Origin of the sequence: Paenibacillus sp. p3-SID1389 (assembly GCF_025151705.1) — a bacterium.
In the GTDB taxonomy this organism is placed as follows: domain Bacteria; phylum Bacillota; class Bacilli; order Paenibacillales; family Paenibacillaceae; genus Fontibacillus; species Fontibacillus phoenicis.
This window is the reverse complement of sequence record NZ_JALXVO010000045.1, coordinates 1-20,016: the sequence shown is the minus strand read 5'-3', so window position 1 is coordinate 20,016 and position 20,016 is coordinate 1. Positions and strand designations below refer to the sequence as shown.

Genomic DNA, 20,016 nt, shown 5'->3' with positions numbered 1-20,016 from the left:
TCGGGCGCAACTATCACCCGCCCGATCCCTCTCTATCTCTATAATGATTACTTGTTGTTTTCAGCTCTCCAGGCATCGAGCTGAGCTTGGGCTTCAGCAATCACCTTGTCCAGGCCTGCCTCTTTGAATTTTTTGATTGCTTTTGGCAGGTATTCCGCCGGATCAACCGTACCCGTCATCAACGAGGACCAGAATTGCTCTTTTACGTTTTGTACAGCGGCCATTTCGGTAGCTACTTTCGTGCTGTCGAAGTTGAAGCTCAGGATTGGCGAATTCACGCCTTCTGCGTTAAACTTCTTGAATTGCTCCCATTTGTCGTCTGGGTCGTTGGCATTCAAGTACAGGAGCATGTTGTTACCCAAAGAGTACGAAGGCATGTCGTAGTTTTTCGATTCTGCCAGGTTTTCGTAGTGGGTGTCATCGATTTTCTTGTAGTGAACGCCTTCGATACCGGAGTCAACCATGTTGCGCAGCACCGGATCGGTGTTCAGCAGGTTCAGGAATTCCATTGCTTTCTCCGGATGTTCGGAGTTCGCGGAGATCGCCATGATCGAACCTTGTACGGAAGTGTTCGTGATAATCGCGTCACTTGCCGGTGTAGATACTACAGGGTAGCCGTAGCTTGCAGACCATAGGTTATCCGCCAGCGGCTGGGTTTGTGCACGGTCCATGAACCATTGACCGGAAGTCATCAGGTCGCTGGTAGAGCCAGTTGTAGCCGCTTCCGGAGCTACGTAACCTGCTTTATAGTACTTGTGCATCAAGTTCAGAGCTTCTTGCATTTCCGGCGTTTCCAGGATGTTTACGATTTTATAATCGGTCGTATCCAGTTTTACCGCCATCGGCAGGTTTTGAATAATGTAATCGTAAGGAACATACGGAACGTATTCTTTGTTCATTGCGAACGGCGTTACGCCCGGTTCATTTTCTTTAATCGTTTTCAACAATGGCTCGATGCTTTCCAAGGAACGAACGTTCGAGATGTCCAGGTTATACTTGTCCAAGAACGTTTTGTTGAAGCGCCATACTTCTTGTTGCGGAAGTTCTTTGTTCGCCGGGATCCCGTAGTTATGCCCGTCGACTTTGGAGCCTTCCAAGAACGCAGGGTCGATAGTGTTCTTCAGGTCTTGTCCATATTGCTCGAGCAGCTCGTCCAGTTGCAGGAACGCGCCTTTTCTAGCGTTTTGCACGTAGTCGAAACCACCTGCGGAAGTGAAGATGATATCCATCGGTTCACCGGAAGCGACGTTCACTTGCATCTTTTGTGCGTAGTCGCCCCAGTCGATCATTTTCATCGTAATTGTTGCATTGATTTTCTCTTTGGTGTACTTGCTGACTTCTTCCATTACGCGGTCTACGTCTTTTTGAGGCGTACCGATCGTGTACCAAATCAGGTTAACCGGTTCCTCCGAGTTGCCCGCTGCGGCTCCGCTGTTGCTGCCGCTGTCCGCGTTCTTGCTTCCGCCGCATGCGCTCAGAACAAGCACCATGGCCATCAGAGTGGCAAGGACGAAAGAAAAACTTCTTTTGCTTTTACTCATGCTGATCCTCCCTTTTGAATCTCTTTTGTTTTGTTCGACTAACCTAACCTTACCGAATGAAAGCCATTACAAAAAGAAGATAAACTTAAAAAATTAAGGTACAAATTAAAGAAAAGGACAATACCCTGGAACCAAGGAAAACCAACCGATTTAGGTGGTTAAAAATCTCCTTGCTCCAGGGTACCCTCCCCTATTCGATCTAATGCAGTGCCTTAAAGTCGGTGGGGGAGATCCCCACGTATTTCCGGAACTGCTTATAGAAATAACCGATCTCCCAGTAGCCCACGCTCCGCGCGATTTCGTGCACTTTGAGATTGGTATTTTTGAGTTGTTGCTTCGCCTTTTCGATCCGGTACTTGTTAATATACTCGGCAAAGGACACCCCCGTCTCCTTGTGAAATAACTGCCCGAGATACACCGGATGAATATGGTATTGCGCGCCCAGCGTTTTGAGCGACAGTTCGTCGGCGTAATGCGAGTCGATGTAGTTCAACACCTGATGCACCACCGGATTCTTAGCATCCTGTAGAAGCGAACCAACCGTCTCCTCCGCCAAATTTACGAGACTTTGGACCAGCTCTTGAAACGAATCACAGCGCTGGACACGTTGAAGCGTGTTCTTAAACAAGTCTGTCTCTTCCGTATATTTAATATGCTGAAGCTCCATTTTAAAGCGGACCACCAGTTCCAAGGCGATATTCTGCACATCCTCGGGACGAATGCCCTCCGTCTGCTTCAACCGCTCGAAATCTTGGCAAATCCGTTTTCTTAATCCATCCTTATCCTTCGCCAAAATCAACTTGGCGTAATCGTCCCAGCCTAGCGGATAGCCGCTCTCCAATACGCCGCCGGCGCGGGTACTCTCTAGCTGCTTGTATTCCATCGTCCGCCGTTCCGGATAAATCAAGTAATATTCAAGGGCACGCTTGGCTTGCTTATAGCTGAGAGATGCCGCTTCAGGCAACCGTCCCACATTACCTACGCCCATTTGAATCGTCTGGTTCATGACTGACAATTCCAGGGACAGGTGCTCCATCAGTTCGGCAAAAGTCCGCTTCTCCTCTGCCCCGGCAGGAAGGGAAGCCACGATTCCAATATCGCCATCTACATCGTGGAATAGGGTGATTCCCCGCCACGCCTTGAGGTAACGTTCAGCGCGATCAAATACTTCGGCCGAGTTGCCTTCGGTGCGCAGCATCGCCACCGCAACATAAGGCCCCTGCAAATGCAAGCCCAGCAGCTCAGCTCGCTCCTCGAATTCCGCAGCCGCCATCTGCCCGTTCAGCCAGCGGTAAAGCGTGTTGTCCTTCAGGATTTGGATATCATAGGCGTCGTAGAGTCCGTTTGTATCCACGCTGTCCAGCTTCTGCACCGTGTTGCGCAGCGTCGATTCCAGCTCCTCAACATTAATCGGCTTCAGCAGGTAGTTTTCAATGCCAAGCTTCATGCCCTCTTTGAGGTAATCAAACTCGTTAAATCCGCTCAAAATAATGACCTTCAATTCCTTGTGCAGCTTCCGCGCCTCGGAAATCAGCGTTAACCCGTTCATGACCGGCATGGAGATGTCCGTGATTAATACATCCACCGGCTTCGTAGCAAGGGCGTCCAGCGCCTGCTGGCCGTTCTCTGCGTGTCCGACAATTTCCAAGCCAAACTGCGGCCAGTCCACGATATCGTATAAGCCTTCGATGATGAACGGTTCGTCATCGACGATAAATACCTTATACATCTTCCCCCTCCATTCCTTCCCGATTCGGAAAACGAACTGTGATGGTTGTCCCGCTGCCGGGCGTGCTCTCGATCTTGATTCCGTAGTCCGGGCCGTACAGGAAACGCAGCCGCGAATGTACGCTGCGAAGTCCAAACATTTGCCCGGTTTCTTCTTCCCGCTCCAGCTCCCGATGGATTTCCGCCAGCCGGTCGGGTTCGATGCCCTTCCCGTTATCCTTGACCACGGCCACCAGCGAATTCCCGTCTTCCCGCACCTCGATCTTAATCCGGTTGTCGCTTTGGTCGGTTTGGATGCCGTGGACGATATAGTTCTCCACGATAGGCTGCAGGGACAAACGGACGATCGCTTTGCCCAGAAGCGAAGGGTCGGCTTGAATCTCATAGCTAAAGCGATCCCGGTAACGGATACGGAACAACTCTAGATATAATCGGCAAGCTTCCAGTTCGTCCTTAAGGGTGTAGTTCTTCTTTTGCTGCACCATGCTTTTGAACAGGACGGACAAGCTGTAGATCATCTCACCCACATCTTTCGCGCCTTGGGAAACGGCCCGCATCCGGATAACCTCCAGCGTATTGTACAGGAAGTGTGGATTGATCCGCGCCTGCAACGCAACGAGCTCGGTTTGCTGCTGCTTAATCTCCGCTTTGAACACCCGGTCGATGTATACATTCAGCTCGTCCAGCATGTCATTAAAGCTCTTGGAGATCTGCCCCAGCTCGTCCTCCCGGAACTCGTCGATCCGTGCGGTGAGATCCCCGTTGCGAACTCTGCGGGTAAACCGAATAATATTTCGCGTGCGTTTGGCGAAATTGCTGATAAACAGCGCCGGGATCAGGATCGCAAACAAAATGCAAATGGAGCTGATGGTAAAGATCGTGTTGCGGAGTCCGTGATAAGTTTTGGCCAGCTCCTCTTTTGGAACGGTACTGAGTACGGTGTAACCTCCCTGGCTTTGCGTCAGCTTAGTGGCAATCAGCCCTTCACCCAGCCCCCCGGTATCGTACATAGAGTTAATTTGTTCGGCATACGGGTATTTCTGATCATAATAGGTTCCGGAGGAATCAAATAATACGCTGCCATCAGCGGACAGCACCAAGATGGATCCTTTGAGTTCATCTTCGTACATCGCGAGGCTGCCCCATACCTTGTCGGTATCGAAATACACGTCGAGCTGCCCGATGTTGCGAAGCGATTGCTTATTATTGATGGGGATGCGGACCGAATACATCGGGAGATCTGGCAGGCCCACCGTTTTGCGCACCCAGATGTTGGCGGCCCCCACGTTCACGCCTTCCTCCTGATACATCACATCAGGGATGAAGGATCGGGCCTGATTGGTAGGGATAATCTTAAATTGCTTATCGCTGCCAAAAACATATAACTGTTGCAGATCTGCGCTATATAACATCAAACTGCGAATGTCCGGATCGTCGTCGACCACGTTACGGAAATACAGAACGGTGTCGGTTGACGAATTATTTTCCGTATAAAAACGGTCCAAGCGGTAATTCACGTAATCCTGATACGGATGCTCCAAGAAAAAAGAAGTGTTCGAGGCCAGCTCCTCGTCACGATAAATGTCCCGTACCATTGCCTGTACGGATTCGTATTTGCTGCCAATGTAATCGCTGACACTTTCGATTGCCCGCTTCTGAATGTCCAGTTGTCTCTGTACCGCGGACTCTGACATAAACATAAACATCAAATACGAAAAAGTAATAATCGTAACGATGGTGATGACTGAAAAAAACAAAAGAATCTTCATGAACAAATTGTTCTTGAAGTAATTGCGGTAGATGCTCCGGATGAACATGTCTTCCCTCCTCGCACAAGGTCAATTATACCATGCCTTTGGCACTGCATGGGTTTGCAGTTCTTGGCTCAGCAGCACCATATCCAAATTGAAAAACGCCTATTCCCCATGGGAACAGGCGTTTATGGGCAGATCCTTGTGCAAGCTTATCCGCGGAATTCCTGCAGCCCTTCGTTCAGCGAGCGGGTTGCTGCATAAACTTGCTGATACAGCTTGAATAAGCGGGCGTACTTCTCCACATTAGCCGGGATCGGCTCATAGGTCTTCGCATACCCGATGAAGGCATCGGCGCATTCTTTCAAGCTGCCGAACCAGCCGCTGCCGACAGCAGCCATCATCGCCGCGCCCATCGCCGGGCCTTGCTCGTTCTTGAGCGCCACAACCGGCTTACCGAAAATATCGGCCTGCATTTGCAGCCAGACCGGATTCTTCGCGCCGCCGCCGATGGAAATCACGCGTTCAACCTCGATGCCGGCCGCGTCGAACAGATCAAACGACTCCTGCAGCGAGAAGGTGATGCCTTCCATTACCGCGCGGGCCAGATGCTCCCGGCGATGCGTGCCGGACAAGCCGATGAAGCTGCCGCGAATGACGCTGTCCGCATGCGGCGTGCGTTCCCCGACCAGATACGGGGTGAACAGCAGCCCTTCCGAACCCGGCGGAATGTCGCCCACCGGCTTCAGCAGCTCGTCAAAGCTAAGCTCCGGCGCCAGCGATTCCTTGAACCAGCTCAAGGAATACCCTGCGGCCAGCGTCACGCCCATCGCGTAAAAAGCGCCCGGATGCGCATGGTTAAAGAAATGCACCTTGCCGGCAAAATCCTTGTTCTTGTCTTCTTCGTAGGTCAGCACCACGCCAGACGTACCCACGCTGCACAGCGCGTCACCTTTACGGACGATACCTGCGCCAACCGCGCCGCAGGCGTTGTCAGCGCCGCCGCCAAACACCTTCGTGCCAGCCGCCAGGCCGGACTCGGCGGCAAATTCCGGCAGCAGCGTGCCGGTAAACTCGGTGCTGCCCACAATCGGCGGGCAGAAGCCAGCCGGAAGCCCGAAGGCGGCAGCGATCTCCTCGCTCCACTTGCCTTCCGGCACGTTCAGCAGCAGCGTTCCCGCCGCGTCGGAGATTTCCATTTGCACTTGGCCGGTCATGCGGTAACGCAAATAATCCTTCGGCAGTACGAAACGCGCGGCTTTGGCAAACAACTCCGGCTCATGCTCCTGCACCCAAAGGATTTTTGGCAACGTAAACCCTTCCAACGCAGCGTTGCGCGTAATGTCGAGCAGCTTGTCGCCCAGCTTCGCTTCAATTTGACGGCATTGCTTTGTTGTCCGGGTATCGTTCCACAAAATCGCGTTGCGCAGCACGTTGTTCTGCTCATCAAGCAGCACTAAGCCGTGCATTTGACCGGAGAAGGAGACACCCTCGATGTCTTCGGCAGCTACGCCGCTTTCCTTCAGCAGCTGCTGCAAACAAGCAATCGTCCCTTTGACCCATTCCTCCGGATTTTGTTCGCTGTACCCCGGACGCTCTTGGATCAGCGGATAAGCTGCAGACGCCTCCCCGGCGATCTCGCCGTTTTGGTTCACGAGCAACGTCTTAACCGAGCTGGTCCCCAAATCGATGCCAATCACATACTTCATTGCGATACTCTCCCTTCGCATGTCCCCCAAAGGGGGCCTTATACCACAAAAAGGGACGGCAGGCGTCCCCTTTTGGATAGGTTGTTTAACAAGTGTCTCTCTACGCTTATTTCGTGCCGAAAATGTATTCGTTCAGGCGGGCTTTCACCAGTTCGAGATGGTTCGATTTGTTCACGATATGGCTGTGCTCCAGAGCATAAGCTTCCAGCGTTTTGAAGTTTGCTTTGCCGGACACGATATCCGCGCCGATGCCGGATTTGAAGCTAGCATAACGTTCTTCAATCAGGTTTTCGATGAAGTTGTCTTCGATCATTTTGCCGGCTACTTTCAAGCCTTTCGCGAAGGTGTCCATACCCGCAATATGAGCATAGAACAGGTCTTCCGGTTCGAAGGAAGTACGTCTTACCTTCGCGTCGAAGTTCACCCCGCCGGAGCCCAAGCCGCCGTTTTTCAGGATTTCATACATCGCCAGCGTTACGGCATACAGGTCTGTTGGGAATTCGTCGGTATCCCAGCCGAGCAGCATATCGCCTTGGTTCGCGTCGATCGAACCCAGCATGTTGTTGATGCGGGCTACGCGCAGCTCGTGTTCAAACGTATGGCCGGCCAGCGTCGCATGGTTTGCTTCCAGGTTCAGCTTGAAGTGGTCTTGCAAGCCGTATTTTTGCAGGAATGCAATTGTCGTAGCAGCATCGAAATCGTATTGGTGTTTCGTAGGCTCTTTTGGTTTCGGCTCGATCAGGAATTGACCTTTGAAGCCGATTTCTTTTGCATAATCGATGGCCATTTGGAAGAATCTCGCCAGGTTGTCGAGTTCCAGAGCCATATCTGTGTTCAGCAGGGACTCGTAACCTTCACGGCCGCCCCAGAATACATAGTTTTCAGCGCCCAGCTCAACAGCGGTTTCCAGACCTTTCTTCACTTGAGCTGCAGCATAAGCGAAGACGTCAGCATTGGAAGTCGTTGCAGCGCCATGTACGTAACGCGGGTTGGAGAACATGTTAGCTGTGTTCCAAAGCAGCTTCACGCCGGTTTGCTTCATGCCTTCTTTGATTTTAGCGACGATGACGTCCAGATTTTCATTGGATTCTTTCAGGGTCGCACCTTCTGGAGCAACGTCCACGTCATGGAAGCAAAAATACGGAGCGCCGAGTTTCTCCAGGAATTCAAAGTTAACTTCTACACGGGCTTTCGCCAGATCCATACCGCTTACCGTTTCCCAAGGACGAATCATGTTGCCTTGACCAAAAGGGTCGCTGCCGTTCATTGTCAACGTGTGCCAGTAAGCTACTGCGAAACGCAGATGCTCCTTCATTGTTTTGCCGAGTACAACTTCATTCTCGTTATAATGTTTAAATGCCAGCGGATTGTCGGAACCTGCGCCTTCATACTGAATTTTGCTAATGTTCTTGAAATAACTCACCACGAATTCCTCCCACCAGAGATTTAATTTAAGTAAGCCTTTACATCCTGTCGATTTTAAGTAGCATGCCCATTTACTAATGCGAGCATGCCGTCTACACCTAGATCGTATCACGTTCCACTTAGTTTGTCTAGTAAACTAACAAAGTTGTTGATTTTACCTGGGACGTTTATGTTATGATGCGTATAGACACAATTTTGCCATGCCGAGAGGCTTGGGTAGAACGAGGGAGTTTATATGAAAATCACAGGCGACCAACAACTGATCAAAAAAATGAATAAAACGATCGTCCTGGATACGATTCGTCAGCGTCAACCCTTGTCTCGTGCGGATATCTCCGCTGCGATTGGCTTGAACAAGGCGACCGTATCGTCCCTCGTCTCCGAGTTGATCGACAGTCATCTGGTTACCGAGATCGGCCCCGGCGAATCCAGCGGCGGGCGGAAGCCGACATTACTGCTCTTCAACCGTAGTGCCGGGTATGCCATTGGCATCGACATCCGCGTCAATGATTTACTGGCTGTGCTGGTTGATCTGGAGGGCCACGTGCTTCAGGAAAAACTGGTGCCGCTTAGCGACTTCAGTCCGGAACACGTGCTGGAACAGATTCGCCAAACGATCCGCCAGTTTAAAGAGCAGCTGCCCGAATCCCCGTACGGGATCGTTGGGATCGGCATTGGCGTACCAGGGCTCGTCGACGACAAGAGCCGGGTGATCTCCGCGCCCAACCTGGACTGGAACAAGGTTGAATTATACGAACCGCTGGCCTCCGAGTTCGGGGCCAATCTTCATATTGATAACGAGGCCAATGCCGGCGCGATTGGCGAGAAGCTCTTTGGGGCCGGACGCGAGGCCCAAAATTTGATCTACCTCAGCATCGGCATCGGCATCGGTTCCGGCATTATCGTCGGCGGCGAGCTGTACCGCGGCACGTCGAATTTCTCCGGCGAGGTTGGTCATATGACCATCGCCGAGAACGGCCCGCTCTGCCGCTGTGGCAACCGCGGCTGCTGGGAGACGCTCGCCTCGGAGAAGGCGTTGCTTGACCGGGCCGCCAAGCTGTGGGGGGATAAGCACCCCGACTTGGAGGAGATGATTCAACTGGCCCACAGCGGCGATTCCCGGGCGATAGAGCTCCTGAATGAAATCGGTGCCCAGCTTGGCGTTGGATTGGCCAATTTGGTCAACATCCTCAATCCGGAGCTGATCGTTATCGGCAACCGTCTGTCGCTAGCCGGTGACCTCATCCAGGATGCGATGCTGCGCACCATCGAGAACCGCAGCTTATCCTACCACCGGAAGAAGTCCGGAGTCGCCTTCGCCAACTTAGGCATCCGATCGACAGCACTCGGCGCCGCCTCCATGCCGATTACTGCGTTTCTGAGTGAACCGGATCCCGTTCCTGTGCAAGAAAGCAGCTCAACGGCCGGTCTTTGATCCAAAAAGCAATAACCCGCAGCATCGTGTCTCTATTCCACGAGTCTGCGGGTTATTTTTATGTCATCTGATCAGGCCGGAAGCTTCGCAGCAAATCGCGCACCCCCCGCCTCCGGAAGCGGCTTGCTGATATAGTACCCCTGAATGATATCGCATTTCGCGCGGCGCACATGCTCCATTTGCTGCTCCGTCTCCACGCCTTCGGCAATGACCTGCAGCCATAGACACCTCCCTATGAGAAGATGTCTGACTGAACCTGTACTTATTTCGACGTACCGGAAGCATCCTCCGCATCCAAATACGGCTTGTTGGCAAAATAGTACATAAAGCCCATCAGCAGCACCCCGCCAACCAAATTGCCAAGCGTCACGGGAATCAGGTTGTGGAGAACGCCGCCAAACGAGATCGTGGCGGGATGGTCCAGCACCAAAGCGATGGCAAAGGTGCACATATTCGCAATACTATGTTCGTAGCCGGAGATAAAGAAGCAGAAGACGAACAGCATCATCGCAAACATCTTCGCCCCATCCCCTTGGAGCGCCATCGGAATGAAAAAAGCCAGACATACCAGCCAGTTACAAAGAATTGCGCGGAAGAACAATTCCGTGATTGGGGTAGTCATTTTATGTTCGACCACGCTCAGCAGGAAACTATTCACCGAAGCGTCGGCAAATAAGCCGGTCAAGTAAATCAATAAGGCGAATGCGGCTGCGCCCAGGATATTGCCGAGGTAGCTGAATACCCATAACTTGGTGACATCCAGCCATTTCAGCCGTTTTCTTAAAGCCGCGTATGTATAATAGAACGTATTTCCGGTAAATAGATCCCCGCCCCCGTATGCGATGAGGATAATCGCAGCGCCAAAGGTCACGGCGGCCATCGGATAGGTCAGCGGCGAATGCTCCAGGTAGAGGAAGTTCCCGCTCTTGAACGCAACGATCACCCCAAACCCGATAAACATGCTCGCCAGCATCGCTCTGGCAATATACCGGAGATGGCTTTGCATAAAGATTTTATATTTCTTGATTGCCAATTCCTCAACTTTTAACAGCGATTCTGTCTCCATAACGCCCCCCGTTTATTCATGCTTGGTGTTCGTTTGAGGTTAGCTTATCCCTCTTTGGTTACGGCCATCCATCATACACCATTTTCGTTTAAATCTAAAATAAACGGTATTACTGCTATTTACAAGCGATACGGATTTGTGCATAATAAAAATTAGGATTATGTGATAATGATTATCATTATTAATTCGGAGCTGGCCTGGTTTATCCAACGAACAACAGCGTAAGAGGAGAGAATGCCCATGAGATTGTTAGCCGCCCGCAGAAAGACAAGGCTGGACATCGATGACTACTTGGATCTGCTCAATCTTGCCGCCCATTTGGGCGACCGCCAGTGGCAAAAGGAGATAATCCGCAAGCTGGAAATGATGCAGTCCGAGGTAACCGACGTCAAGTAGTCAACCCTATTAAAATAAGTGCGAGCTTAGGGACCACCTAAGCTCGCTTTTTTTTTGCATCTTGTCAAGAGTTAAGCTCTTGCGGACAACTGCAGCCCTGCCTCGTCATTCTCCATGATTTCCGTAATCACCAAGTCCGTTTTGCGCATGAGATCAATTTCATAAGGTGATTTTACTTCTGAACCGTCCGCTTCCCGAATGATCTTCACCGTCGGTCGGTGTACCAAGTTGGAATCCAAAGAGGTTACGACGCCTAACTGGCCGCTGCTAAGTTTTACGATGGAGGAAAGGGGGTAAATACTGATATGACGTAAATACTTCTGAATTAATTCGAGGCTGAAATAACGATCCCCTGCAGCGAGCAAATATTCAATCGCTTCGCCGGGAGTATAGGCCAGTCGGTAGTTCCGGCGAGAGATCAACGCGTGATAAGTGTCGGCAATCGCCACGATCTGGGCGTATTCATCGATTTCATGATGCTTGAGGCGGGAAGGATAGCCTGTCCCGTTATATCGCTCATGATGCTGCAGCGCACATAAGGCCGAACGCCTCGATACACCTTCCATCTCGCACATGATCTGGAAGCCTGCCTCCGGATGACGCCGCAACGCCTCACGATCGGCTCCGGTCAAGCTGCCGGGACGCCGGATGATGTGGGACGGCAGTTCCGTCATTCCGATATCAAACAGCAACGCACCTACACAAAGGTCGATCATTTCCGCACCGGAGTATTGACCCGCGATGCCAAGAATAGCGGAATACGCCGTGACATGAAAGGAATGATCAAGCAGGTAAGGATCGTTTTGCTGCAGACGAATCAAGCCGTCGAGCACTTGCTCATGACTGGTGATATCGTACAGGATGTTGCGGAACATCCGGCGAAACTGCTCATCCACGTGAGGAGTGGACAGGCGCCCCAATCCCAGATCGGAGTCAGCCAAACGGACCAGCATTTGCCGGATTTCCTTTCGTGCCTCGCGTTTCTCCTTGAGGTCTTGGAACTTCAACATCGAAGATTGCTTCTTCACATCGACCTCTTGGAAGGAACCATCCAATTCCTTGTTGCGGACGATCGCGGTTTGAATCCCCAGCTTCTTAAGACGAGCAATAAGGTTCTCCGTTAATGCAGTTCCCGCCCCAAGCATCGTCATCCCGTATTGATTCACTATTGGCTCGGCCAAGACATCACCGGGTTCGAGCAATCTGACATCAACCTGTCTCATGACATCACCTCTTTATATGAAAAAATTCAACTATCAATGAAGAACGCTTGCGCATCTATGTTTATTCACTAAGCCTTTTGGCCTAGAAGAAATTCTTATTCTCCAAGATCGAATTTATCATGACGACAGAAAATGAGACATTACCCCAAAGTATACTTTGGAAAAGCATAGTTCGACATAATTATACAAAAAGTCACTATTCCAACTTTAAATTCAGCGATATTCTGAACTATGATAACATAAATGATAAAATGGCGAGGGGGGTGAAGAACGATGAGGCTAACACAACATGAGCACCAGGACCCTGGTTGGCCATCCCGGATCGTAGGTCGTGAGTGGGAGTTGGAGGTCTTTTCGTTATATCTAAAGCACTATTCTAGTATGGAGCGAATCATCAACATCTACGGCTCCTCCGGTGTAGGAAAAAGCTCTCTAGCTGAGGAATTTCAGAAGCAAGCCGCAAAACAAGGCGCAGCCGTAATCACACTTGATGCCGCGAAAATCAAAACCACACCCGAAGAAATCTGCCGGCAAATCCTGTTCCAGCTCGGTTTGTTGGACACCCTCCCCTCATTATCCGATCCCGACTTTATCATCAGAGCTGCCATCGAGGCCGTCAATAAACGAGCTAATTTGGGGGCTGTGCTTTTATTTATTGATACGTATGAACTGCTGGAGACGATGGATGATTGGTTTCGTGATTTTTTTATTCCGCAAATTAAGGACCGTTGCCTCAGCATCATCACCGGCCGGAATCCGTTGTCCAGCAAGTGGACGGGATGCCCGCTGTGGAAATATACCATCTATCGGATGCCGCTCAAGAACCTGGACTATCACAGCGTTGTCGCTTTTTTGCGGGGACGCGGAATCGTTGAACCGGACCAAATTCAGCGCATCTGGAAGCAAACGGACGGCTTGCCTGTGATGCTCACTTCGCTGCTCGGTGAGCACAACGCCAACGACGGCGAACCGGCCCTTCCAGGCCTGCGTGACGAGGCACGCCCGAGAGGCTGTGAAGCGATGGTCTTGGATGGCTCCCCGGCCCCGGAGAGTCTGCCGAAGTTGAAGCCGGAGGCGGCCATTTACGCCCGCACGGATTTGACCCATCGCGAGAAGGAGGTTGCCGCTCTCGCCTCCGAGGGGCTGACCAACCGTGACATCGCCTCCCGCCTTTTTCTCAGCGAAGTCACAATTAAGAAGCATATGCGCTCCATTTTTCAAAAAGTGGGGGCCAGCAACCGGACACAACTGCTTAAGCTGTTAATCTCTGTTCCGACCGGTTCGAAATGACAAGTTCTCTATCATTACGAATCCTGGCAGTTAGGTGGAAGGATGTGCGTCTATCGTCGCAGCTTATTGGAAAAATCGATTGCCATCGGTGCCATGCCGCATGTATGATGGAGTCATAAGCTAAAGTTTTATTGGATTCTCCCGTATGACGCACATCGTCGGTTATTCTACTTCTTCAGCGGATCATTTCGAGGAGGCTTTGTATTGTGGAAGACGACCAGATAAGCTCCCTATTCCGGCCAGAATTCATGCTCACCGCTTCGGCCTTGCTTCAGGCCATTGACAGGATGGGCGTTGGCTTGGCCATTACAAATCCGAATCTTCCGGACAATCCGTTGGTCTATGTCAATCAAGGGTTTGAGAAGATTACCGGATACAAGCGAGAAGAAGTTCTCAACCGAAATCTCCGTTTCCTTCAGGGGAAAGAGACCAACAAGGAACATCTCGCCGTCATTCGGAAAGCGATCAAGGAAATTGGAGCCGCTACAGTAACGATCAAGAACTATAAAAAGGACGGCAGCACCTTCTGGAACCAGTTTGTCATCAGTCCCATTTTGGATGCGGAGGGGCATCTTCTCTATTTCATCGGGCTTCAGTTCGACGTGACCCGGGAAGTGGAGAAGCAGCAGGCTTCAACGGAACAGCTCCGCCAGTTGTCCCATTTCGATCCGGCGACCCACCTGATGAGTTCGAACTATTTTAAGGAACTGATGTACGCCGAGCTGCTTTCGGCCCAAGCCGAGCATACCACGGCCGCCGTCATTTGCATCAACCTAAACCGTTTCCGGCTGATTAATGAAAGCCATGGCGAGAGCAAAGGCAATGAGCTGCTGCGTCAAGTCGCAGAAAGACTGCGCCGTTCTTTCCCGGATGGAACCCCGATGTGTCGGAATTTTGCGGATGAATTTTTCGTGTTGGTGTCGAACATAACGGATCCATTATACATACATACACTTGCACTAGATTTGAACCAAGCGCTCAGAGAGCCTTACACCCTATCCGGCGAAGCGTTCCAGGTCGGTTTCGGAATGGGGATCAGCCTCTACCCGGACGACGGCTCCGACATCCATCAACTGCTGCAGCATGCGGAAATGGCGATGAAAGAAGCCAAGAAGGAAGCGCTGGAAGGCCCGCATTACTATGATCAATACCTGATGGACCGGCTGAAGACCCAAATCACGTTAGAGAAAAAAATGATCCGCGCACTGGCGGAAGGGGAGTTCGAGCTGCACTTCCAGCCCAAGGTGAATGCCTCAACCAAAGAGCTGACCGGCTTTGAAGCGCTGATCCGTTGGAAGGATCCGGTGCAGGGATACATTCCGCCAAACTCTTTTATTCCGATCGCCGAGGAGAATGGGTTTATCGTTGAATTGGGCGAATGGGTCCTGCGGGAAGCGTGCAAAGCGAACAAACGATGGCAAGATGCCGGGCATCCGAAGCTGCCGGTATCGGTGAATGTCTCGGCAGTGCAGTTCCGGCATCCGCAATTCTTGCGTACCGTTGAACAAGTGCTGAACGAGACGGGTTTGGCCCCGCAGTATTTGGAGCTGGAGGTAACCGAATCGTTATTAAACGATCATGTGATGATCAAGGATACCTTAACTGCCTTGCAGCAAAAAGGCATCTCGCTCTCTGTAGACGATTTTGGGACAGGCTACTCCTCGATTCATTACTTAAAATCGCTCCCGGTTCAGGTACTGAAAATCGACCGCACCTTCGTGCAGGAGACCCCGTGCTCTGAACGCGACAACTCTCTGCTGCGCTCCATCATCCAGTTAGGCAAATCGCTGGGCATGACGGTGCTGGCCGAGGGCGTCGAGACGAAAGCTCAGTTCGAATTCCTGCAGCAAAACGGCTGCGATCAAATTCAAGGCTACTATTACAGCCGTCCGCTTAACGCGGAAGCCATAGAGGGATTGCTGAAATCGAGTTAATGCGCGTCATGGCTCTCGATACACTCCGGTCACGACGTTCTCTTCCCCAAAGGGAATAAGTAAAAAAATAACCATGCCAGCAGCAAGGCTCCAGCCGGTATCCCGCTAAGCATCCATCGGATGCCGATCGCGGCCGATGCCGGCTGTTCGTTTAATGCGGCGTCGTAACCGCTCGCCTCCAGGATGAGCCCCATGCAAGCAGCCTGCAGCGAAACTCCCCATCTCACGATAAATCCGTTCATGCCGAAGTACATGCCCTCCCGTCTTGCGCCGGTACGCCGCTCATCCTCATCGATCACCTCAGACAACAGGACGTCGAGCAGCACCAGCAACCCTGCCAATCCGATGCCGACGGCAGCGGCGGTGGCAATCGCCCCTCCTGCCTGTGTCACCCAGCCGAACGGCAGCAACGCCGCTGTATAGCAGCCCATCGCAATGAGGATCCCCTGCCGGGCGCCGTATTTCGCTGTGATCCGTCCCCACAGGAATACGCAAGGAATGGCGGTGAGAAAGATCCCCCCTAGCAGCAAGGTGTTGTAGCTTTCCTCGCGGCCCAGAACGTATTTGGTGTAGAACGGAATCCCGGCGGGCAGCAGCGCAAATGTAAACTGCACCAGGAAACTTCCGGTCACGTACAGGACAAACGCTCGGTTTCCCAGAGTATGTCGAACCGCTGTGGTCAAACGGAAGGTGGCACGTACCGTATCGTGATGTTCCCGGCTGCCCCAAAGGGATAACGCTAGGAATACGGCCGACAATACAGCAAATATAACCCCCATGGAGCCCCAACCGATCTGTGAATAGAGGAGCGGCGGAATGGCGACACCTACAATCATGCCCACGATCCCCATCATTTGCCGCCACGAAGAGACATACGCTCGGTCCTTGATGCTCTGAAACATCTCCGGGAACAAGGCCGAGTAATTCAGAACAACCAAGACGAATAAAGCATCGTACAGGATTACGGTTCCTATAAAATAAGGAAAGGCCGCCCCTTCCGCCGCCGGCGGCGTCCACAGCAACGCAAACGCTGCGGCCAGCGGAACCAGGCCAAAACCGATATAGGGAAGGCGTCTGCCGAACCGGGTGCGGGTCCGGTCGGACAGATGGCCAAACAGCGGGTTCAGCACGGCATTCAGCACGCCGTGAAATATCATCGCCAAGCTGATCCAGGCGGGCCTTACGCCCAGCACGTCGACGTAATAATAGACGAGATAGGTTGCAAAAGCTTGCGACATCAAATTTACCGCCAGATTGCCCGAGCTGTAGGCTACCTTTTGAAGCTCCGTCCGGTTTCCCGGATTTGCGGTTCGCATCATCCGCCCTGCCTCCTTTATTCGATCCGCCGGCCGGCCTTAGGGCCGCTGCTGTGACTTCTGAAGGTCCTGCAAGTCCTTCCAGCGGATCATCTCGATGCCTTCCTCCGCAAGAACCGCCTTAATGTCCGGATCACGGAACAGTTGATAATCCCATTGTCTTTTTTCCCATTCGTTGTGGATGGCCTTCAGTTCTTCCGTCGCGAGCGCCGGATGGATGATAATCTCCGAGACACCGGGACGGAGCGCTTTAAGGACGGTGATCATATCGCGTTTGTAGCTTTCGTACGTTTCGCCCGGCTGCTTGCCAAAGGGCAAACCGATGAGATCACCGAGGAGGATCACGCCCATCCGATCGGCGAGCTCGGTGACCTGATGAATCAGGGCGTTCGCCTCCGGCGGCAATTTCCCTACCTGCGGCAACGAACGCGGCAAACGGAAGGGCAGGCCGTAATCCGCACAAATCTCAAACGCCACATCAAGGAAATGATGGCCGGTTGCCAATCCATACAAGCTGCCCATGTGGTTATCGAGGTGTGTAGGTGCTAAGCCTAACGCCAGCGCCGTCTCCACCTGGTTAATCATCTCAAGGCGCACTTGCGGCCGGCTGGCTTGCAATTCGAAGCGAGCAACGTCCTCGGGAAAATAACCTTCCTCTGTCACCAATGTCCGCACGTCCCCATCCCGGGTGACCGGCCCCCACTTATATCCGTTCCATTCGCTGGTGAACGTCAGATGGACCCCCACATCGAATTCCGGATTGGCAACGCTCCACGCCACCGCCTCCTTGGCCCAGGAGCAAGGGATCATGACCGTCGCCGAGGAGACCGCCCGTTCCTGTAGCAGTTGGGTTATCGCCGTATTTTCCGCATAGCACATTCCAAAATCGTCCGCATTCACAATCAACAGTTTGGCTTCCCGCCCGTACCCCAATCGCTCTGCCAATGTCATTTGCCTTCTCCTCCGTTTCTGCTCTAATTTCAATGAGCTTGATAATTAAAACGCTTACATAAATGGTGGAAATAACCGAAGTGTACCTTCGGTTATGGATAAAACTGCGAATCCCGATTGATGACGAACGTATCACAGATCTCAGCCCTTTTTGGGGCCGATGAATTTATATACCAAGTGTATGTTGGAACCTAAGCCTATAGTTCATAAGTTTGTAATTTCGCTTACACCCTGATAATTCCTGCTCAGGCAAAAAAAATAAGGGCAATCGGTATCCGACTGCCCTTTCCGTTATCAGCTATTGAGAACTCTGTAATGATATTCCGACACGACCGTAAAGCCAAGCTTATTATAGAGCTCCAACGCCGGTGCGTTGTTCGCCAGCACTTGCAGGTGCATACCTTCCGCGCCGTTCTCTATCGCCCAAGACGCTAGCGCACGCAGGAGGCGGCCGGCGATCCCCTTGCGGCGGTGGCGTGCATCGACAACAACATTGCTGATCCCGGCCCGGCCCTCCTCAATGACCACGGTAGCTAAGCCCACCGGCTCACCCGCTTCATAGATTGCCGCAAACGCCTTAGGTGTGGGCATTGCTGTAAAGATCGACGTATATCCGGCCCGGCGTTCCTCCGGAAATCCCTCCATCCGTAGAAATGCGTCCATCCATGACTCGACCGGTCCCGCTTTATAAACCAACTCCACATCGTCAGCCTCGTAAACGGTGGATCGCTGAAGTACATCCTGGCTAGAAGCCGCCAGCAGCAGGCAGTTCATCGAGATCTCATACCCCGCCGCGGCCAGCAGCCCATCCAACTCTTGAGGTGAAGATTCACTGACGTGAAAGCAGGGTCTCAGTCCACGTTCCCGGTAAAAGTGCTCCACGATGGCAAGCCAATCGCCCTCTGGAAAAGGTCCGGCTGCCAGCACACTGTTCGCTCTTGTTGTGACGCCGTCGTTTGCCCGAAGCCGCCAAGTGCCAAGCCATTCCAACTCGCGCGGAGGCCACCCACTTGCGGCCAATTGCTCCAATCGATCAGCTACCTCGGTTTCTTCCGTCCGCCCGCTCATTTGAGCCACTCTCCAAAGAACCGCTCGTATCCTCTCTTCATCACTGTCGCCGAAAACTTCTCAAAGGCGTAATCCCGGTTGTCCCTGGAATACTTCAGCGGTGAGGCTGCCGCCATGTTGACCAGTTCAAACCAGTTGTTCTCGTTGCCGGCAAAGGCGTGACGGGAGCTAATGTGACCATAGCAGGGATGCTCCGGCTTGACGACGATTTTGCCCATCGCCAGCGCTTCGGTCAGCGGCATTGCAAAGGTATCAAACCGGGAGCAGCTCCAGTACACCTTGGCCGAGTTCATCAGCGAAAACACTTCATCCTGGCTTAACGCAAACCGCAGGGTGACGTTGTGGGGGATGTTGTATTTTTTCACACTTTCCTTATAACGCTCCCCGCCAAACACCATCACGACGTCCTTGTCCGGATTTTGCCGCGCATATTCCAGCACCAGGTCCGGCCGCCGGTTCTCCTCGTCCCGTCCGATCCAGAGTACCCGATTCTCCACGATAGCCGAGGGGTCAAAAAACCGCTCCGCCAACGTTTCGTTAAATCCGATGGGAATCACGTCCACATCCGTCACACCGAACACGTCGTTCATTTGCTTCCGCAAAAACTCCGTCTGTACGATCGCCTTGTCCACGATCCCGTAAAACGGCTTCATCATCTCATACCCAGTCAACGCCGGGTCAGGGAAACTGTGTGGGAACAGTACGCTCTTGGGGAGGAACATTTTGAGAAAAGTAAACCCGGATACCGTATAAATCACGTGCTCGATGTTCTGCGAATAAATTTGGTCCAGCACGATATCGTAATTGACCAGATCGCCTTTCTCGTGCTCATAGCCGGGAAGCCAATCGTGTCCGCTGACATGGCGCTCCGGCGAGATAAATACAACCTCCACGCCTAGCTCCCGGCCGATGTCGCGCAGCCGCTCCGCAAACACGCGCGGGCCTTGGGCTTCCGCAAACTGGATTTTTCGCATGACTAAACCGACTTTCTTCATTTAACCCCGCCTCTAGTTGTTATAGTAATGTGTGCTTGCCACGTCATGTCTTGCTTCGTCAACCGCTAACGGACCTGAGGGACGTTAATCGCTACGAATTCGGGACTACGAGGTTTTAGCTAAGATGAACGTAAAACAAAGACAGCCCTCCAAATTGCTACATCTCGTAGGTTAAAATGGATAGTGAT

The 20,016-nt window shown here is 52.2% G+C and carries 16 protein-coding genes; 4 read left to right on the top strand and 12 right to left on the bottom strand.

The window, feature by feature from the left end; all coding sequences use genetic code 11:
• Nucleotides 1-47: 47 nt before the first annotated feature.
• The 5 genes from M3G15_RS16670 to xylA all read right to left on the bottom strand — a co-directional run bounded on the left by M3G15_RS16670 (nt 48) and on the right by xylA (nt 8,152).
• Nucleotides 48-1,541 (bottom strand): ABC transporter substrate-binding protein, encoded by a 1,494-nt coding sequence (locus tag M3G15_RS16670; protein ID WP_009223898.1) that lies wholly within the window; start codon nt 1,539-1,541, stop codon nt 48-50.
• A 199-nt stretch (nt 1,542-1,740) separates the two neighbouring features.
• On the bottom strand, nt 1,741-3,270 hold the full coding sequence (locus tag M3G15_RS16665) for a response regulator transcription factor (RefSeq protein WP_260071533.1): 1,530 nt from the start codon (nt 3,268-3,270) through the stop codon (nt 1,741-1,743).
• Nucleotides 3,263-5,086, bottom strand: a complete 1,824-nt coding sequence (locus tag M3G15_RS16660; RefSeq protein WP_260071532.1) for a sensor histidine kinase — start codon at nt 5,084-5,086, stop codon at nt 3,263-3,265. The genes M3G15_RS16665 and M3G15_RS16660 overlap by 8 nt, the downstream gene beginning before the upstream one ends.
• Nucleotides 5,087-5,232: 146 nt before the next feature.
• Nucleotides 5,233-6,729, bottom strand: a complete 1,497-nt coding sequence (gene xylB, locus M3G15_RS16655; protein WP_260071531.1) for a xylulokinase — start codon at nt 6,727-6,729, stop codon at nt 5,233-5,235.
• A 106-nt stretch (nt 6,730-6,835) separates the two neighbouring features.
• Nucleotides 6,836-8,152, bottom strand: coding sequence for a xylose isomerase (xylA, locus tag M3G15_RS16650; protein ID WP_036644393.1), 1,317 nt, complete (start codon nt 8,150-8,152; stop codon nt 6,836-6,838).
• Nucleotides 8,153-8,389: 237 nt separating this feature from the next.
• Here xylA and M3G15_RS16645 point away from each other — a divergent pair, with 237 nt between their 5' ends.
• Entirely contained in the window at nt 8,390-9,589 is a 1,200-nt protein-coding gene (locus M3G15_RS16645) for an ROK family protein (protein ID WP_009223893.1), read from the top strand.
• Nucleotides 9,590-9,660: 71 nt separating this feature from the next.
• Here M3G15_RS16645 and M3G15_RS16640 read toward each other — a convergent pair whose 3' ends face one another.
• Together M3G15_RS16640 and M3G15_RS16635 are read right to left on the bottom strand one after the other, a co-directional pair.
• The gene (locus M3G15_RS16640; RefSeq protein WP_260071538.1) at nt 9,661-9,798 is read right to left on the bottom strand and encodes an EAL domain-containing protein; all 138 of its coding nucleotides are present in this window, start codon (nt 9,796-9,798) and stop codon (nt 9,661-9,663) included.
• Nucleotides 9,799-9,851: 53 nt separating this feature from the next.
• On the bottom strand, nt 9,852-10,655 hold the full coding sequence (locus tag M3G15_RS16635; RefSeq protein ID WP_009223891.1) for a formate/nitrite transporter family protein: 804 nt from the start codon (nt 10,653-10,655) through the stop codon (nt 9,852-9,854).
• A 240-nt stretch (nt 10,656-10,895) separates the two neighbouring features.
• Between M3G15_RS16635 and M3G15_RS16630 the strand changes: the two genes are divergently transcribed.
• Entirely contained in the window at nt 10,896-11,051 is a 156-nt protein-coding gene (locus M3G15_RS16630; RefSeq protein ID WP_198136168.1) for a hypothetical protein, read from the top strand.
• A gap of 71 nt (nt 11,052-11,122) precedes the next feature.
• Here M3G15_RS16630 and M3G15_RS16625 read toward each other — a convergent pair whose 3' ends face one another.
• Nucleotides 11,123-12,274 carry an HD-GYP domain-containing protein gene (locus tag M3G15_RS16625; RefSeq protein WP_260071530.1) on the bottom strand — a complete coding sequence of 384 codons (1,152 nt, stop codon included), beginning with the start codon at nt 12,272-12,274 and terminating at the stop codon, nt 11,123-11,125.
• A 273-nt stretch (nt 12,275-12,547) separates the two neighbouring features.
• Between M3G15_RS16625 and M3G15_RS16620 the strand changes: the two genes are divergently transcribed.
• Together M3G15_RS16620 and M3G15_RS16615 are read left to right on the top strand one after the other, a co-directional pair.
• Nucleotides 12,548-13,564 (top strand): helix-turn-helix transcriptional regulator, encoded by a 1,017-nt coding sequence (locus tag M3G15_RS16620; RefSeq protein WP_009223888.1) that lies wholly within the window; start codon nt 12,548-12,550, stop codon nt 13,562-13,564.
• A gap of 206 nt (nt 13,565-13,770) precedes the next feature.
• Nucleotides 13,771-15,498 carry a putative bifunctional diguanylate cyclase/phosphodiesterase gene (locus tag M3G15_RS16615; protein WP_009223887.1) on the top strand — a complete coding sequence of 576 codons (1,728 nt, stop codon included), beginning with the start codon at nt 13,771-13,773 and terminating at the stop codon, nt 15,496-15,498.
• Nucleotides 15,499-15,527: 29 nt separating this feature from the next.
• On the opposite strand, the gene M3G15_RS16610 is transcribed toward M3G15_RS16615, so the two are convergent.
• The 4 genes from M3G15_RS16610 to M3G15_RS16595 all read right to left on the bottom strand — a co-directional run bounded on the left by M3G15_RS16610 (nt 15,528) and on the right by M3G15_RS16595 (nt 19,828).
• Nucleotides 15,528-16,817, bottom strand: a complete 1,290-nt coding sequence (locus tag M3G15_RS16610; protein WP_009223886.1) for an MFS transporter — start codon at nt 16,815-16,817, stop codon at nt 15,528-15,530.
• Between the two features lie 36 nt (nt 16,818-16,853).
• Nucleotides 16,854-17,765 carry a polysaccharide deacetylase family protein gene (locus M3G15_RS16605; RefSeq protein ID WP_260071529.1) on the bottom strand — a complete coding sequence of 304 codons (912 nt, stop codon included), beginning with the start codon at nt 17,763-17,765 and terminating at the stop codon, nt 16,854-16,856.
• Nucleotides 17,766-18,059: 294 nt separating this feature from the next.
• Complete coding sequence (locus tag M3G15_RS16600; protein ID WP_260071528.1) at nt 18,060-18,833, bottom strand: GNAT family N-acetyltransferase; 774 nt, start codon at nt 18,831-18,833, stop codon at nt 18,060-18,062.
• Entirely contained in the window at nt 18,830-19,828 is a 999-nt protein-coding gene (locus M3G15_RS16595) for a glycosyltransferase (RefSeq protein ID WP_260071527.1), read from the bottom strand. The genes M3G15_RS16600 and M3G15_RS16595 overlap by 4 nt, the downstream gene beginning before the upstream one ends.
• Between the last annotated feature and the right edge of the window lie 188 nt (nt 19,829-20,016).